General features: G+C 69.3%; 15 protein-coding genes and 1 pseudogene. 8 read left to right on the forward strand and 8 right to left on the reverse strand.

Annotated elements, in window-relative coordinates; genetic code table 11:
• The first annotated feature begins 8 nt into the window (after positions 1 to 8).
• The 4 genes and pseudogenes from JMF86_RS18490 (at position 9) to creD (ending at position 4,293) form a co-directional block, all read left to right on the forward strand.
• A pseudogene (locus JMF86_RS18490) lies at positions 9 to 531 on the forward strand (SDR family NAD(P)-dependent oxidoreductase).
• Between the two features lie 89 nt (positions 532 to 620).
• Positions 621 to 1,334, forward strand: coding sequence for a two-component system response regulator CreB (creB, locus tag JMF86_RS18495; RefSeq protein WP_011547345.1), 714 nt, complete (start codon positions 621 to 623; stop codon positions 1,332 to 1,334).
• 15 nt (positions 1,335 to 1,349) lie between these two features.
• Entirely contained in the window at positions 1,350 to 2,801 is a 1,452-nt protein-coding gene (gene creC, locus JMF86_RS18500; RefSeq protein WP_011547346.1) for a two-component system sensor histidine kinase CreC, read from the forward strand.
• A gap of 103 nt (positions 2,802 to 2,904) precedes the next feature.
• Complete coding sequence (creD, locus tag JMF86_RS18505; protein WP_011547347.1) at positions 2,905 to 4,293, forward strand: cell envelope integrity protein CreD; 1,389 nt, start codon at positions 2,905 to 2,907, stop codon at positions 4,291 to 4,293.
• A 183-nt stretch (positions 4,294 to 4,476) separates the two neighbouring features.
• Here the strand turns inward: creD and JMF86_RS18510 are convergent, their stop codons facing one another.
• Entirely contained in the window at positions 4,477 to 4,899 is a 423-nt protein-coding gene (locus JMF86_RS18510) for a RidA family protein (protein ID WP_011547348.1), read from the reverse strand.
• Between the two features lie 160 nt (positions 4,900 to 5,059).
• Here JMF86_RS18510 and JMF86_RS18515 point away from each other — a divergent pair, with 160 nt between their 5' ends.
• Entirely contained in the window at positions 5,060 to 5,257 is a 198-nt protein-coding gene (locus JMF86_RS18515) for an oxidoreductase-like domain-containing protein (protein ID WP_006480905.1), read from the forward strand.
• Between the two features lie 93 nt (positions 5,258 to 5,350).
• Here the strand turns inward: JMF86_RS18515 and JMF86_RS18520 are convergent, their stop codons facing one another.
• Complete coding sequence (locus JMF86_RS18520; RefSeq protein ID WP_012339715.1) at positions 5,351 to 6,811, reverse strand: MFS transporter; 1,461 nt, start codon at positions 6,809 to 6,811, stop codon at positions 5,351 to 5,353.
• Positions 6,812 to 6,958: 147 nt separating this feature from the next.
• Between JMF86_RS18520 and JMF86_RS18525 the strand changes: the two genes are divergently transcribed.
• Together JMF86_RS18525 and JMF86_RS18530 are read left to right on the forward strand one after the other, a co-directional pair.
• A complete protein-coding gene (locus JMF86_RS18525; protein ID WP_011547351.1) occupies positions 6,959 to 7,831 on the forward strand; it encodes a LysR family transcriptional regulator in 873 nt (290 codons plus the stop codon).
• Between the two features lie 44 nt (positions 7,832 to 7,875).
• Positions 7,876 to 8,196, forward strand: a complete 321-nt coding sequence (locus tag JMF86_RS18530; protein WP_011547352.1) for a hypothetical protein — start codon at positions 7,876 to 7,878, stop codon at positions 8,194 to 8,196.
• 31 nt (positions 8,197 to 8,227) lie between these two features.
• Here JMF86_RS18530 and JMF86_RS18535 read toward each other — a convergent pair whose 3' ends face one another.
• Positions 8,228 to 9,130 carry a LysR family transcriptional regulator gene (locus JMF86_RS18535; protein ID WP_012339717.1) on the reverse strand — a complete coding sequence of 301 codons (903 nt, stop codon included), beginning with the start codon at positions 9,128 to 9,130 and terminating at the stop codon, positions 8,228 to 8,230.
• A 99-nt stretch (positions 9,131 to 9,229) separates the two neighbouring features.
• Between JMF86_RS18535 and JMF86_RS18540 the strand changes: the two genes are divergently transcribed.
• Complete coding sequence (locus tag JMF86_RS18540; RefSeq protein WP_011547353.1) at positions 9,230 to 10,207, forward strand: NAD-dependent epimerase/dehydratase family protein; 978 nt, start codon at positions 9,230 to 9,232, stop codon at positions 10,205 to 10,207.
• Between the two features lie 351 nt (positions 10,208 to 10,558).
• Here the strand turns inward: JMF86_RS18540 and JMF86_RS18545 are convergent, their stop codons facing one another.
• The 5 genes from JMF86_RS18545 to JMF86_RS18565 all read right to left on the reverse strand — a co-directional run bounded on the left by JMF86_RS18545 (position 10,559) and on the right by JMF86_RS18565 (position 15,476).
• The gene (locus JMF86_RS18545; RefSeq protein WP_011547354.1) at positions 10,559 to 11,260 is read right to left on the reverse strand and encodes a DUF2848 domain-containing protein; all 702 of its coding nucleotides are present in this window, start codon (positions 11,258 to 11,260) and stop codon (positions 10,559 to 10,561) included.
• A gap of 49 nt (positions 11,261 to 11,309) precedes the next feature.
• Positions 11,310 to 12,629, reverse strand: a complete 1,320-nt coding sequence (locus tag JMF86_RS18550; protein ID WP_027813124.1) for an MFS transporter — start codon at positions 12,627 to 12,629, stop codon at positions 11,310 to 11,312.
• Between the two features lie 51 nt (positions 12,630 to 12,680).
• Entirely contained in the window at positions 12,681 to 13,382 is a 702-nt protein-coding gene (locus JMF86_RS18555; RefSeq protein ID WP_011547355.1) for a DUF4286 family protein, read from the reverse strand.
• A gap of 99 nt (positions 13,383 to 13,481) precedes the next feature.
• Positions 13,482 to 14,510, reverse strand: a complete 1,029-nt coding sequence (locus tag JMF86_RS18560) for a LysR family transcriptional regulator (RefSeq protein ID WP_011547356.1) — start codon at positions 14,508 to 14,510, stop codon at positions 13,482 to 13,484.
• A 174-nt stretch (positions 14,511 to 14,684) separates the two neighbouring features.
• A complete protein-coding gene (locus JMF86_RS18565; protein ID WP_011547357.1) occupies positions 14,685 to 15,476 on the reverse strand; it encodes an SDR family NAD(P)-dependent oxidoreductase in 792 nt (263 codons plus the stop codon).
• Between the last annotated feature and the right edge of the window lie 285 nt (positions 15,477 to 15,761).

Raw genomic sequence — 15,761 nt, forward strand, 5'->3', positions numbered from 1 at the left:
TCTCGTCGATCCGCGAGGCCGCCGTGCAGGCGCTCGACACCGGTCAACCGCGAATTCGGCCGGGTCGACGCGCTGCTGAACATCGCCGGCGCATTCGTGTGGCAGACGATCGCCGACGGCGATGCCGCCACGTGGGACCGCATGTACGAACTGAACGTGAAGACGGCGCTGAACGCGTCGAAGGCCGCGCTGCCGTACCTGGTGGCGAGCCAGGCCGGCCGCATCGTCAACATCGGCGCGGGCGCGGCGTTCAAGGCCGGCGCGGGGATGGGCGCGTATGCGGCCGCGAAGGCGGGCGTCACGCGGCTCACCGAGGCGCTGGCGGCGGAACTGCTCGATCGCGGCGTGACCGTGAACGCGCTGCTGCCGAGCATCATCGACACGCCGCCGAACCGCAAGGACATGCCCGACGCCGACTTCTCGCGCTGGGTCCGCCCCGAACAACTCGCGGCGACGATCGGATTCCTGCTGTCGGCCGACGCGCAGGCGATCACCGGTGCGTCGATTCCGGTGAGCGGCCGCGTCGCGTAGTACGCCGGAGGAAGGCTCGCCGGGTTCGGCCGTGCGTACAATGTCGCACCGGCTTGCACGGCCGGAACCCGAGACCCGAACCTGAGACCATGACTCAGCCCACCATCCTGATCGTCGAAGACGAACAGGCGATCGCGGACACGATCGTCTATGCCCTCGGCACCGACGGCATGCAGACCGTCCACTGCACGCTCGCGCAGGCGGCGCTCGACCGCCTGCGCGACACGCATGTCGATCTCGTGGTGCTCGATGTCGGCCTGCCGGACCTCAGCGGCTTCGAGGTATGCCGGCGGCTGCGCACGTTCACCGATATTCCGGTGATCTTCCTGACCGCGCGGCACGACGAGATCGACCGGATCGTCGGGCTCGAGATCGGCGCCGACGATTACGTCGTCAAGCCGTTTTCGCCGCGCGAACTGGCCGCGCGGGTCCGCGTGATCCTGCGCCGCTTTCACCGGACGGCCGCACCGGAACCGGCGCCCGCACCCGCTTCGGCCGACGCGCCGGCACCGGTCGCCTCCGGCTTCACGCTCGACACCGACGGCGCGCGCGTGTCGTGGCTCGGCCACGCGCTGGACCTCACGCGCTACGAATTCGGGCTGATGGTGCTGCTGGTCCGGCATCCGGGGCGCATCTACTCGCGCGAACAATTGATGGATCTCGTGTGGCACGAGGCGCTCGATTCGGCCGACCGCACGGTCGACACGCACATCAAGACGCTGCGCGCCAAGCTGCGCGCGATCGATCCCGAGCGCGACCCGATCCGCACGCATCGCGGCATGGGTTATTCGCTGCAACCGTAACGAGCGGCACCGCCCATGCATATCGGCCTGCGCATCTTCTTCGGCTTTTTCCTGATCGTCGGCCTGGCCGCGCTGATCACGCTGCGCGTGTTCGTGCAGGAGGTGAAGCCCGGCGTGCGCGAAGCGATGGAGGACACGCTCGTCGATACCGCGCAGGTACTGGCGACGCTGGCGGCCGACGACATGGCGAACGGGCGCATTGCCGACGGCACATTCGCGCGGCAGCTCGGGAAACTGCACGAGCGCCCGGTCAGCGCGAACGTGTGGGGTATCCAGAAGAACGCGATCGGCTACCGCCTCTACATCACCGACGCGCACGGCATCGTGCGCTACGACTCGTCCGGCAGCGCGCTCGGGCAGGACTATTCGCGCTGGAACGACGTGTACCGGACGCTGCGCGGCGAATACGGCGCGCGCAGCACGCGCAGCGATCCGAACGACGACGGCAGCACCGTGATGCACGTGGCGGCGCCGATCCGGCGCGGCAACGAGATCATCGGTGTGCTGACGATCGCGAAACCGAACCAGACGGTCGCGCCGTTCATCGCGCGCAGCCAGCGCAAGATCATGCTGTACGGCGCGTTGCTGATGGGCGGCGCGATCCTGATCGGCGCCGCGTGCACGTGGTGGCTGGTGCTCGGGTTGCGGCGCCTGCAGCGCTATGCGCGCGCGATTGCGGCCGGCGAGCGCGCACCGATGCCGCTGCAGGGCGCGAACGAACTGGCCGAACTGGGGCGCGCGGTGGAAAGCATGCATCAGCGGCTCGAAGACCGCCAGTACGTCGAAACCTACATCCACACGCTCACGCACGAGATGAAAAGCCCGCTGGCCGCGATCAGTGGTGCGGCCGAACTGTTGCAGGAAGACATGCCGGTCGCGAACCGCCGGCGCTTCACCGAGAACATCCGCCGCCAGGCCGGCCGCCTCGAACAGATGATCCGCAAGCTGCTCGCGCTGGCCGAGGTCGAGCAGAAGCAGCGCCTGTCGGTGCACGAGCCGGTCGCGCTGCGGCCGGTGCTCGAACAGCTCGTCGACGATATCGAGCCGCGCGCGCGGCAGCGCGGCGTGAGCCTGCGGATCGATGCGAACGATGCGGCCGATCCGGCGGTCGTCGACGGCGATCCGTTCCTGCTGCGGCAGGCGCTCGGCAACCTGCTCGACAACGCGCTGGATTTCGCGCCGCAAGGCAGCACGATCCGGATCGCGCTCGAGCGGCAGCCGGCGGGGCGGGCGCACGTCGCGGTCGTGCGCGTCGACGACGACGGCCCCGGCGTGCCCGACTATGCGCTGTCGCGCGTGTTCGAACGCTTCTATTCGCTGCCGCGGCCCGACGGACAGGATCGCAGCACGGGCCTCGGGCTGTGTTTCGTCCGCGAAGTCGCGATGCTGCATCGCGGCCAGATCGCGCTCGCGAACCGCGCGGAAGGCGGCGCGTGCGCGACGCTCACGCTGCCGTCGGCCGGCTGACCGCGCTTCACGCTCGCCACACATTCGCTTCACGCCGGCTTCAATCGCCCTTCACCGGGGCCGCTCATGCTGAACGTACCTTCCACTCCGGTACCTGCCAGCAATGAATCGAGTCCTGTTGTTCAAGTCCATGATCACCGCGTTTCTCGCGCTGGCGATCCTGATCCCGCTGCAGATGGTCCAGAGCATCGTGCGGGAACGCGCCGATTACCGGCAGAGTGCGCTGCAGAGCATCTGGGCGAGCTACGCGGGGCCGCAGACGGTGACGGGGCCGGTGCTCGTCGTCCGTTACACGGAAGTCACGCGCGTGAGCGACGACGCGCGGGCCGGCGGCAAGGCGAAAACCAGCCTGAAAAGCGAGACGAAACGGCTGCTCGTGTTCCCGAAGACGCTGAAGGTCGACGGCACGCTGTCGGTCAGCGTGCGCTATCGCGGTATCCATAAAGCGCTCGTGTACGGGCTCGACAGCCGGATCACGGGCACACTGCCGCTGCCGGACCTGAAGAAGCTGCCGGAGGCCGACGGCCACGTGAGCTTCAAGATCGACGGCGCATACGTCGCGCTCGGCATCGGCGACCTGCGGGGGCTGAAGGCGCAGCCCGACCTGCGCATCGGCGGCAAGCGGATCGACGTGGAGCAGGGCACGCGGCTCGACAGCCTGCGCCAGGGCGTGCATGCGAACGTCGATCTCACGGCGCTGGCGGACGCAAACGCCGGCGCGACGGTCGTGCCGTTCAGCATCGGCCTGCCGCTGGCGGGCGCCGAATCGGTCGCGTTCGCGCCGGTGGGCGACCAGAACGACTTCTCGCTGAAATCGACGTGGCCGCACCCGAGCTTCGGCGGCGAGTTCCTGCCGGCGGAGCGCACGATCGATGCGCGCGGCTTCGTCAGTAACTGGCACGTGACGTCATTCAACACGAAGGCGCGCGAGCAAGTGGCGTCCGGCAACGGCGGGGGCGAGATCGAGATGGCGTCGGTATCGGTGATCGAACCCGTGAACGTCTATCTGCAGGCCGAACGCGCGACGAAATACGGTGCGCTGTTCGTGATGCTCACGTTCGCGAGCTTCTTCATGTACGAGCTCGTGAAGCGGCTGCGCATTCACCCGATCCAGTACACGCTGGTCGGCCTGTCGCTCGCGCTGTTCTTCCTGCTGTTGCTGAGCCTGTCCGAGCATATTGCGTTCGGCTATGCGTATCTCGCGGCAAGCGGCGCATGCATCGGGCTGCTCGGCTTCTACCTGTCGTTCGTGCTGCACAGCGTGAAGCGCGGCGCGACGTTCACCGTGCTGCTTGCGATGTTGTACGCGGCGCTCTACGGGCTGCTGCTGTCGGAAGACAATGCGCTGATGCTCGGTTCGCTGCTGCTGTTTGCGATCCTTGCCGGCATCATGACGCTCACGCGCCGCGTCGACTGGTATTCGCTCGGCGCCGCGTGGCAGCCGCTGGCCGACAAGCCGGGAGCGGTGAAGCCGGGCGCGCCGGCGAAGTAAGCGAGCGGGTGCAGGCAAGCGCGCGCGCCGGTCGGGAAAGCCGTGACCGGCGCGCGTTTTTACGCAGGCCCGATGCTTTTCACACGGCCCTCTCGGGCCGACGAAGCCGCGCTAGCGGAATCTCGGCGATGGCTGCGATCTCGAGGCAGCGGCCGGCGTGCGTTTGCACACGGCCGATGCCTCTCACGCGGCGCTCTCGGGCCGACGAAACCGCGCCAGCGGAATCTCGGCGATGGCCGCGATCTCGATCAGCAGGTCGGGATGGTAGAGACGTTCGACCTGGACGGTCGTCGTCACCGGATAGGGTTCGGCGAAGTAGGTCTTGCGGATGTCGCCGGCCTGCATGAACGCATCGATGTCGGTGGCGTAATGGACGAGCGAGATCACGTCGCGCAACTGCCCGCCCAGCGCGGCCAGCACGTCGCGGATGTTGTCGAGCGTTTGCCGGACCTGGGCGCGCATGTCGCCGGCGCCGACTGGCTGCCCGTCTCGGTCGAGCGCGACCTGTCCCTTCAGATGCACGATCCGCCCGTCGCCCTGGATCACGGCCATCGAAAACGCGCCGAACGGCGCCCAGACTTCCGGGGGATTCACGGCTTCGGCCATCGTGCGGCTCCTGTGGGTCGAAATGGGCGAGCGCAGCGGCGTGCCGCATGCGGCGATCGCGCCATGACGGATGCGTTCATCGGCGACCCGCCCGGCCTGCCGAACGCGGCGGCGGCCCGGATCGCCCTATACTGACCACTCCACATTACCGGACCACGCCGTGCCGAACCAAGCTTCCGGAGATCCTTCCGTCGACGATCCCCGCCCGACCCCGCCTGTCCAACCCGAACTGGAAGACTGCTGCAACAGCGGTTGCTCGCCGTGCGTCTTCGATCTTTACGACGAAGCGCTCGCGCGCTATCGCGTCGAACTGGCCGAATGGGAGGCGCGGCATGCACAGCGCGAGCCTCACCGATGAAACGGAGGAGGCCGGCGAGCCGCCACGCCGCGCATGCGCCATGCCCGTTTCCGGGCCTGGACTGACGGTGTCGGCACCGCCGCACGTCAGCCGTCACGCATCCGCATGCAGCCGCCGATGCAGCGGCCCGAGCGCCATCGACAGCGCGACGCAGCCCAGCAGCACGATTGTCAGCGTGAACATCGACGCCCTGAAGCCCTGCACGTAATCGAGCGCGGCCGGATGCACGCCGAGCCGCGCGAAGAACACGCCGCCGATCGTCGCGGCGCCGACCGCCGCGCCGATCTGCAGCATCGCGCTGACCATCCCGGACGCGACTCCCGCGCGGGCCGCATCGACTTCCGCGAGTACGATCCGCACGACCGACGGCAGCACGAGCCCTTGCCCGATGCCGATCGCCGCGATGCCCGCATAGAAGCCGGGCCCCGGCGCGCCGTCGCGGGCGAGCGCGGCGGCGATCGCGACGCCGGCCGCGAGCATCGCGAAGCCGAGCGTGAGCACGCGATACCCGCCGAAGCGGGCGACGAGGCGCGTCGTCAGCAGCGGGCTCGCGAGGAAACCGAGCCCGAGCGGCAGGATCGCGAACCCGGACGCGAGCGGCGACCAGTTCAGGCAGCCCTGCAGATAGATCCCGTAGCTCAGGAAGAACGCACTCAGCGTGTAGAACAGGAACGCGAGCAGGAGCCCGAGCGCGACGACCGGGTTGCGGAGCAGCCGCACGTCGAGCAGCGGATCGTGGCCGCGCGCGAGCCGGCGCGCTTCGACCGCCAGCAGCGCGCCGAGCATCGGCAGCGCGCCGACGCCGCACGCGATCATCCACAGCGGCCAGCCGGCTTCCCGACCATGCGTGAGCGGGTACACGAGCATCAGCAGGAACAGCGACATCAGCACCGTACCCGGCACGTCGATGCGCTGGCCGCGCGGCGCGCGATTTTCCGGGATGAAGCGCCAGCTGCCGATCAGCGCCAGGATGCCGATCGGCAGATTGACGAGGAAGATCGCGCGCCAGCCGAGCCCGAACGGATGCAGGCTGATCAGCGCGCCGCCGCCAAGCTGGCCGATCACGGCCGCGAGGCCGAACGCGAACCCGTAGAAGCCCATCACGCGCACCTGTTCCTGCGGGCTGAACACGCTGCGGATCGTCGCGAGCACCTGCGGCGCGAGGATCGCGGCGAACAGGCCCTGCAGCACGCGGCCGCCGACGAGTACCGTGCCGTTGTCGGCGAGCCCGCACAGCGTCGACGCGAGCACGAAGCCGGCCATGCCGATCATGAACATGCGCTTGCGTCCGTACAGGTCGCCGAGCCGCCCGCCGGTGATCTGGACGACCGCGTTCGCGCATGCATAGGCCGACACGACGAGCTGCAACTCGGCCTGGTGCGCGCCGATGCCGTCGCGAATGGCCGGGAGCGCGAGATTCACGATGAAGTAGTCGAGCGGCGGCAGAATGGCGCCGACCAGCAGGACCACGAGCGCCCAGCTATGATGGCTGCGCGGCGTCGCCGCGGCGGCCGCGCAGGCTGGTGCGCAGGGGGCGAGGGTGTTGTTCGTCATGGTGAAAGCAGATCCAAAGAATGAGGGCCCGATAGGCGATCGACGCAAGCAGGCCGTTGACCCCTTATTCTGGGCATCGTCCATGGTTCGGAAAAGCGGGAAAGAGTGGTAGCATCCATCGGGTTAATCGATGGATGAGGAACGACGATGCGCGGTTTCGACCTGGATCAGTTGCGTACTTTCGCGGCGGTCGCGGATGCCGGCAGCCTGACGGCCGCTGCACCGCGGCTGCACCTGTCGCAATCGACGGTCAGCGAGCAGGTGCGCAAGCTCGAATCGCGCGCCGGCGTGCCGCTGTTTGTGCGCAGCAAGCGCGGCGTCGAGCCGACGCCGGCCGGCGCGCGGCTGCTGCAGCATGCGCGGCGCATCGTCGCGCTGAACGAGGCCGCGTTCGACGAGCTGCGCGGGCAGGCGATCAAGGGCGAACTGCGCGTCGCGATCACCGATTACTACCGCACGAATGAAGTGGCGGGCATGCTGGCGCGGCTGCGGGAGTGCTACCCGCAGTTGAGCCTGCACGTCAGCGCGATGAAGAGCGCGGAGATCGAAGCGGCGCACGCACGCGGGCAGATCGATCTCGGCGTCGTGATGAACATGTCGAGCGGGCCGTTCCGGCCGGTGTCGGCCGACACGCGCTGGGTGCTGCGGCGCGAACCGCTGTCGTGGGTCGCGTCGCCCGCGCTCGCCGAGCAGTTGCCCGAGCCGCTGCCGCTCGTGCTGCTGCCGGACGACTGCATGATGCATCAGGTCGCGGTGCGCTCGCTCGACGAGCAACACACGCCATACGTGCTCGTGCACAGCGCGTCGGGCGTCGCGGGGTTGCAGTCGATGCTCGCGGCGGGGCTCGGCGTCGGCTGCCTGTGCGCGTCGGCGATCGGCGACGGCCTGATGCGGCTCGGCACGAAATACCGGCTGCCGCCGCTGCCGGACGCGGTGTTTTCGCTGACGCCGCCGTTGCCGGGCGAACGCGAGACCGTCACTCAGGCGCGCGAGGTGCTGTCGCGTCAACTGCTGATGTAAAACCATGCCGCGCGACACCGAGCGGCACGTCGGGAGCCATGGGCATGAACGACGAACTGAAGAACCAGATGGCCGCGAAGCTGCAGTATGCGCTGGAGCGCGTGGTCGACGAGCGTTCGCTGATTCATTTTTTGCGCGTGCTCGGCCATGACTGGCACACGGAGCGGCAGCTCGAGGCCGACGTGCCGCTGTCGCCGTATGCGCACGCGGCGCTCGGCTGGGAAAACCGGTCGATCGGCGAATACCTGGAAGCGATGATCGACTGGGCCGAGGCGTCGGAAGAGGGGCTGCGCTTCTACGACGTGCCCGATAACCCTTGGCGGCGCATCGCGGACATCCTGTTCGCCGGAAAAATCTACGAATAGCGCGGCCTGCGCGATTCACGCCCACTGCTTTCTACTCGGCGACCTCACCGTCCGCATACGCCCGCAGCCCGTTGGCCAGCGCATCGAACACGGCCCGGGAGCGCGGGCTGGTCCGCAGATCTTCGTGCATCACGACCCAGGTGTCCAGCCGCATCCCGAGCGCGTCCGGCAGCACGCGTACGAGCCGTGCGTCGCGTTTCGCGAGCGCCGACTGGCAGAAACCGATCCCGTAGCCGGCACGGATCATCGCGAGCTGCGCGAGATTGCTGTCGGTACGCAGCGCGAACGCGTCGCGCTTCCACAGCGGCATGCCGCGCCCCGCCGAACGAATGAACGGCGTGACGGTATCGAAGCCGATCAGCGTGTGATGCGCGAGCGCATCGATCGTCGCGGGCGCGCCGTGGTGCGCCAGGTAATCGTCGCGCGCATACAGCCCGACCTCGATTTCGCCGACGCGCCGCGCGACGAGCGCGTCCTGCGCGGGCGGCGCCATCCGCACCGCGATGTCGGCCTCGCGCTTCAGCACGTCCTGGATGCGGTCGGTCGGCACCAGTTCGATCACGAGCCCCGGATGATCGCGCCGCAACTGCGCGAGCAGCGGCGGCAGTACCTCGACGGCGATCACGTCGCTGGCCGAGATCCGCACGATGCCGCGCACGCCGGCGCCGTGGCTGGCCGCCGCGCGCTCGAACGCGGCCGCCGCGCTGCGCAGCGCCTCCGCGTGGCCGCGCAGCGCGAGCGCGGCCTCGGTCGGCAGCAGGCCCGACGGCGAGCGCGTGAACAGTGTCTGGCCGAACGCGGCTTCGAGCGCCGCGACATGGCGGCCGGCCGTCGGCTGCGTGATGCCGAGCGCGCGCGCCGCGCCGGACAGCGAGCCTTCCGTCAGGACCGCGAGGAAGGTGCGGTAGCGTTCCCAGTTCAGATCGATGGTCATACATAAATGTATAGCCGATCTGCCAGGTTCGGCAATTCCTTGATAGTCACCGGCGCGCCAGAATGCGTGTCGTGATGGTTCCATTCAAGGAGAGCGGCAATGTTGGCAAACGCAGGCGGGACGCAACGGCAGGCCCTCGTGCTGGGCGCGAGCGGCGGGATCGGCGGGGAAGTCGCGCGGCAGTTGCGCGATGCGGGCTGGCAGGTGCGCGCGCTCAAGCGCGGGCTCGATGCCGAAGTCGTGGAGCGCGACGGCATCGCATGGGTGCGCGGCGACGCGCTGGATCGTGATGCGGTGGTGCGCGCCGCCCGCGGCTGCAGCGTGATCGTGCATGCGGTGAACCCGCCCGGATACCGGAACTGGGCCACGCAGGTGCTGCCGATGATCGACAACACGATCGCGGCGGCCCGGGCCGCGCAGGCGACCGTCGTGCTGCCGGGCACGGTCTACAACTTCGGCGCCGATGCGTTTCCGGTGCTGCGGGAAGACGCGCCGCAGCATCCGGCGACCCGCAAGGGCGCGATCCGCGTCGAACTGGAGCGGCGGCTGCAGGACGCCAGCGCGCACGGCGTGCCGGCGATCGTCGTGCGCGCCGGCGATTTCTTCGGGCCGCAACTCGGCAACAGCTGGTTCTCGCAGGGGCTGGTCAAGGCGGGGCGGCCGGTCGCCGCCATCAGCGTGCCGAGCCGCGGCGTCGGCCATCAATGGTCGTATGTGCCGGACGTGGCCCGCGTGATGGTCGAGCTGATCGAGCGGCGCGAGACGCTGGAGCCGTTCGCGCGTTTTCATCTGGGCGGGCATTGGGATGAAGACGGCATGCAGATGGCGCTGGCCGTGCAACGCGTCGCGCAGCGGCACGGCATGCGACCGGCGCTGCGCGATTTCCCGTGGTGGCTCGTGTACGTGGCTGCGCCGTTCGTCACGACGCTGCGCGAATTGCTCGAGATGCGTTACCTGTGGCGCGAACCGATCCGGATGGACAACGCGCGCGTGACCGCGGTGCTCGGCCGCGAGCCGGTCACGCCGCTCGATACGGCGGTGGAGGCGACGCTGGCGGGGCTCGGGTGTCTCGGGTGAGCAACGGCGGGTAGCACGGGTTTCGTCCGGGCACGGAAACACGTCACGGCGAACCGAAGAAGCCCGGGGTCACAATTCTCCACATACCCGCGTGCGTCCGATGCGCATCATGTCAGTCGACACCGACAAGGTGAAAACGGGGGCGAGATGTTGCATTTCGGCTGGAAAGCGTCGGTTGCGGGGGCAATCATGTTCACATTGAGCGGGTGTACCAACCTCGCAGGTGTGCTGTACTGCGGCAACTCGCAGTTCAACTTCCCGGACTACCACTGCTTTGAGTCGTACAGGTAGGAACAGGCGCGACGACTGACGGCCGTCGTGCCCGCGTCCCGTGCGGTTTTCCGTTCGCGGTCAAGCCACGACCGGCAATACCTCGACCGCATAGCGATGCGTGAGGCTGCGTCCGAGCACCGGATCGTGCAGTTCCATCTCGAACGCATCGCCGTCGCCCATCGCGGCAATCGCGCCATGCACGGCGACGGTCCCGCCATACATCGCGCAGCGCGCGGGCATCGTGCGGCGATCGTCGAACCGGCGCCACAGCGCGTCGGGCGCGAGCAGGCCGCTGACCGCGCCGTGCTGGTATGCGCGCCGCTCGCCGTTGTGCGCGATCAGCCACGAACGCAGCTCGAGCGCATCCCAGTGATCGGCGACATCCGCATGACGCCATGCGTCGCGGCCGAGCGGCTTCGCGCACACCTGCTTCGACACGGCGACGCTGTACGCTTCGACTTCGCGATCCGTGTGATCGGAGCCGATCGTGACCAGCGTGCCGGCCGGGCTGTCCACCAGCACGCATTCGATCTCGCCGCCCGAGCGCGCGCCGAGCACGCCGATCGACGGCGCCTGCGTGAGCAGTGCGGACGACACGCGATAGAAGCACGGCGTGGTCGACGGCGGCGCGACGCCGAGCGCCGCGAGTTCGTCGATGTGCGTCTGGATCGCGGCCGGGTCGCGGCCGGCCCAGCCGGCGATCACGACGCGTTCGATGTCGGCGTCGACAGCGGCCGGCGCACCTTGCAGGGAAATCACGTTGAACGACAGGGTTGGCATGCGGTTATCCGTTTGAAGTGCGAAGGAATGACTGGGCTGGCGGCGGCGCTCAATCCTCGAGCGGCCGGTGCGCGGTCTCGCGCGCGGCGACGAGCGCGATCGACGTGACGACGAGCGCGGCGGTGACGTACAACGACACGGCCGTCGTCGTGCCCGTCTGCCGGAACAGCGCGGCGATCACGAGCGGCGCGAAGCCGCCGCCGACGATGCCGGCGAGCGTGTACGCGAGCGACGAGCCCGCATAGCGCACGCGCGTCGGGAATTGTTCGGTCACGAACGCGCCCTGCGGGCCATACATCACCGCATGGATCACGAGGCCGATCGCGACGGCCGCGACGATCGCCACGGGGCGCGCCGAATCGAGCAGCGTGAAGAACACGAACGCCCACACGATGCCGGCGATTGCGCCGGCGAGATACACGGGCCGGCGGCCGAAGCGGTCCGACAGCGCGCCGAAGAACGGCACCGCGAGTGCGTTGCAGGCCGTGCCGATCATCACGGCCGTCAGCGCGACGGGGCGCGACAGGTGCAGCACGGTCGTCACGTAGGTCAGCGTGAACACGACGATCAGCGCATACAGCACGTCCGAGCCGATCCGCGAGCCGCCCGCGATCAGCAGGCGCTTCCAGTGGTACTTCAGCACGTCGGCGACGGGCACTTCGGCGGTTGCGTGCGATTCGGCGAGCTGCTCGAACTGCGGCGTTTCGTCGACGCCGCGCCGCACCCAGAAGCCGAACGCGACGAGCAGCGCGCTGGCCGCGAACGGCACGCGCCAGCCCCACGACAGGAACGTGTCGGACGTGGTCGACAGCGTGACGAGCGCGATGCAGCCAGTGCCGAGCAGCGTGCCGAACGACGGGCCGATCTGCGTCCACGATGCGGACAGCCCGCGCCGTTTCTGGTCGCCGTGCTCGACCGACAGCAGGACCGCGCCGGCCCATTCGCCGCCGAGCGCGACGCCCTGCACGAAGCGCAGCGCGACGAGCAGGATCGGGCTCAGGATGCCGGCCTGCGCATAGGTCGGCAGTGCGCCCATCAGCGCGGTCGTCACGCCCATCAGCACGAGCGTGAGCATCAGCACCGCGCGGCGGCCGATGCGGTCGCCGAGGTTGCCGAACACGAAGCCGCCGAGCGGGCGCGACACGTAGCCGACCGCATAGGTCGAGAACGCGAGGATCGTGCCGGCCAGCGGATCGACCGACGGGAAGAACAGATGGTTGAAAACGAGCGCGGCGAGCGTGTTGTAGATCGTGAAGTCGTACCACTCGAGCGACGTGCCGATCATGCTCGCGGTCGCGAGTCGGCTGTTGCGGACACGGCGGGGCGTGTGGGCGGCGGGCTGGGCGAGAGTGCTCATGGTATCGGGCAGGTCGTGACGGATGACGGGATGAAGCGCGGGGCCGGCGTGGGCGTTCAGCGTTCAGGCAGGCAGGGCGGGGGCGACGACGGCGGCCGGTTCGGCCGCCGCCTGGGCGTCGCGATGCGCAGCCGGCAGCGGTGCGGCGGCGCGCCACAGCAGATCGAAGGTGCGCACGTCGTCGTGCCCGGCGAGCGCAGCGGCTACGCGGCGCGCGGCCGCTGCGTCGCTGCCTTCGATCAGCACGAGCGCATCGGCGGCCGGGCCGGCGGCCGCCGATGCGCCGATCGGCGCGGACAGGTCCGGTGACGTACGGAAGAGCCGCGCGGCGTGGATGCCCGGTTCGTGCAGCGCGGCGGCGAAGCGCGCGCGCAGGTGCGGCACGTCGATGCGGTCCGGCGGCAGCACGAACAGCGCGAGATGGGCGCCTTCGCCGTCGCCGGCCTCGATCGTCAGCTCGCCGACGCGCCGTTGCGTGCCCGTCATGCGCTCGAAGTTCGCGAGCGACCATGCGGTCTGCTGCGTGAACGCACGCCGGTACGCGTCGCCGCGGAATACGTCGAGCGTGTCCGTCACGTACAGCGCGAGATATCGGCGCGGGCCGCCGTCGGTCGCGCGAAAGCGCCGCGCATGCGTGAAGCCGGGAATCGCGACACGTTCCTGCATGTGCTCGCGGTCGTACCACGCGTTGAAATCGGCTTCGTGCGCGGGGTCGATATCCGTCCAGACGCAAAGCTGGCCGTGCGGAAGGGAAAGGCGGGTCATCGCGGGGGGCCTCGAGACGGGTAGGTCAGAAACCCCAGTGTCCCGAAGACGGTCCGCACCCGTCCAACAAGAAAACAAATTCGCGGTGAACAGGTTTTCTTATGAGCGGCGCGGACGGCGTTTCGCGGCAGGCGCGGCGGTTTTCGGCGGGCGCTTCGCCTTTGCCGATGTGCTGTTCTTTGCCTCCGTCGCCTTGCGCGCGGGCGTTGCTTCGACGCGATCGGCGACGGCCGGGTTCGCGAGGTTCGCGGCGGCCGCCATCGTGCGTGCCACTTCGCTCGCGAGTTCCGCGATACGCGCGGCGACCGGCAGCCCCTGGCTGCGGTACGTCGCGACGAGCGGCAGCGCGGGGAATTCAGGCTCGACGTCGAGCAGTTCGAGCGTGCCTTCTTGCAGCTCGCGCCCGATGATCGCGGGCGGCAGCGCGGCTACGCCGAGACCGTCGGCGACGAGGCGGATCATCGCGGCGACCGACGTGATGCAGTTGATGCTGGCCGGCCGTTCGACCGCCGCGAACAGCCGCTCGATCGTCGCGTGCGGCCCCGAGTGGCGCGAGAAACTGATGATCGGAAACCCGGCCAGGCGCGCGACGTCGAGCGGCTGGCCGCCGAGCCCGAGGCGCGGGCTCGCGGCCCAGCGCACCGGGAATTCGCACAGCGGCAGGTTCGTGAAGTCCGGGCCCGGCACCGGGTCGGTCTGCAGGATCAGGTCGACGCCGTCGGTGCTGAGCAGGCGAATCAGATGCAGCGTCGTGTCGCTCGTGATCTCGACGTCGAGGCGCGGATAGCGCTCGCGCAGTTGCGCCATCAGCGCGGGAAACCAGCTGTGCACGATCGATTCGATCACGCCGATCCGGATCAGGCCCGCGTCGCTCGCCGCGTCGATGTCGCGCCGCATTTCGCCGTCGAGCCGCACGATCCGCTCCGCGTAGGCCAGCATGCGCCGGCCCGCGGGCGTGAGCGTGGCCGAGCGCGTGTTGCGGTCGAACAGGCGCACGTCGAACGCTTCCTCTAGCGAGGCGATGCGGCTCGACACGGCGGCCTGCGTCGTGTGCAGTTTCTCGGCCGTGAGCCGGAAGTTTTCCAGCTTCGCGAGCCAGACGAAGGTTTCCAGAAACCGGATGTTCATCGAATTCCGAACGGTGAGACGGTGCCGGCGGAAGCGGCGGGATCGGTCGATGGTAGCGGATTTCCCGGGCAGGAAACGATCGGGCGGCGCCGCGCGTGTCGTGGGCGGGTACCGGTAGTCGCTCACGACACGCTGCCCGCTCGATGTCTCCTACCCGCGGCGCGCCTGCTGGCGTCAAAGCCGGTCGAACGCGAGCGTCGGCACGTCGACGACCATCGCGCCGCCGTCCGCGACGAGCGTCGCGCCGGTCACGAACGATGCGTCCGGCGACGCCAGGAACGCGCAGACGGCCGCGATCTCGTCGGGATCGGCCGCGCGCCGCAGCGGCACGTCGGCGCTCACGCGGGCGTACGCGCCGTCGAGCGAATCGTCGTGCGCGGCCATCAGCGGGGCCATTTCCGCATCGGCCATCGGCGTGCGGACCCAGCCCGGGCAGACGGCGTTCGCCCGTACGCCGTGCGGACCGTAGTCGCGCGCGAGCGATCGCGCCAGCCCGAGCAGTGCGTGCTTGCCGACCGTGTAGCCGCATACGCCGGGGCCGGCCGCGAGCGCCGCGATCGACGCGACCAGCACGATATTGCCGCGCTGCGCGATCAGGTCGGGCAGGCACGCACGCGCGCTGACGAACGCGGTGTCGAGGTTCGCGTGCATCGCGTCGCGCCATTGCGCGTCGTCGGTTTCGTCCGCGCGGCCGATGCCGTGGCCGCCCGCACACGCGACGAGCGCGTCGACGCGGCCGAAGCGTTCGGCGATGCGCTGCACGAAGCCGGCCCAGTCGGCGGGGCTCGCCGCGTCGCCGGCCAGCGCGAGGCCGCCCGTCTCGGCAGCCAGTGCATCGAGCGGCGCCTGGCGGCGCCCGATCAGCACGACGCGGTCGCCGCGACGGGCGAAGCGGCGTGCGCATGCGGCGCCGATGCCGGTGCCTGCGCCGGTGATCGCGATCGTGCGGGGTGGCGGGTGCGTCATGTGGTTCTCCGGAAAGGGGGCGTTCCGGCCACTTTAGGCGGCGCCGGCGCGCGCCGGTATCCGCCGAAAGGATGAACGCGGGTCGGCCGGACGGCCAGGTGCGGCGGCCGTGGCCCATTTTGCAAAGGCTGACGATGTCTGACGCCGAATCGCTCTATCCTCCACATTTTTGCGATAAGCCACGAAAGCCCGGCAAAATAGTGCGAGCGGGCGTTTGCAACGACGCGCCGCGCGTCGGCCAGCCGATTCCGTCGTAAGAATGGCGCGGCCGGCAAAGGCGCGGCC

It is taken from the genome of Burkholderia sp. E168m15 (genome assembly GCF_016586105.1).
GTDB classification, from domain to species: Bacteria; Pseudomonadota; Gammaproteobacteria; order Burkholderiales; family Burkholderiaceae; genus Burkholderia; species Burkholderia orbicola.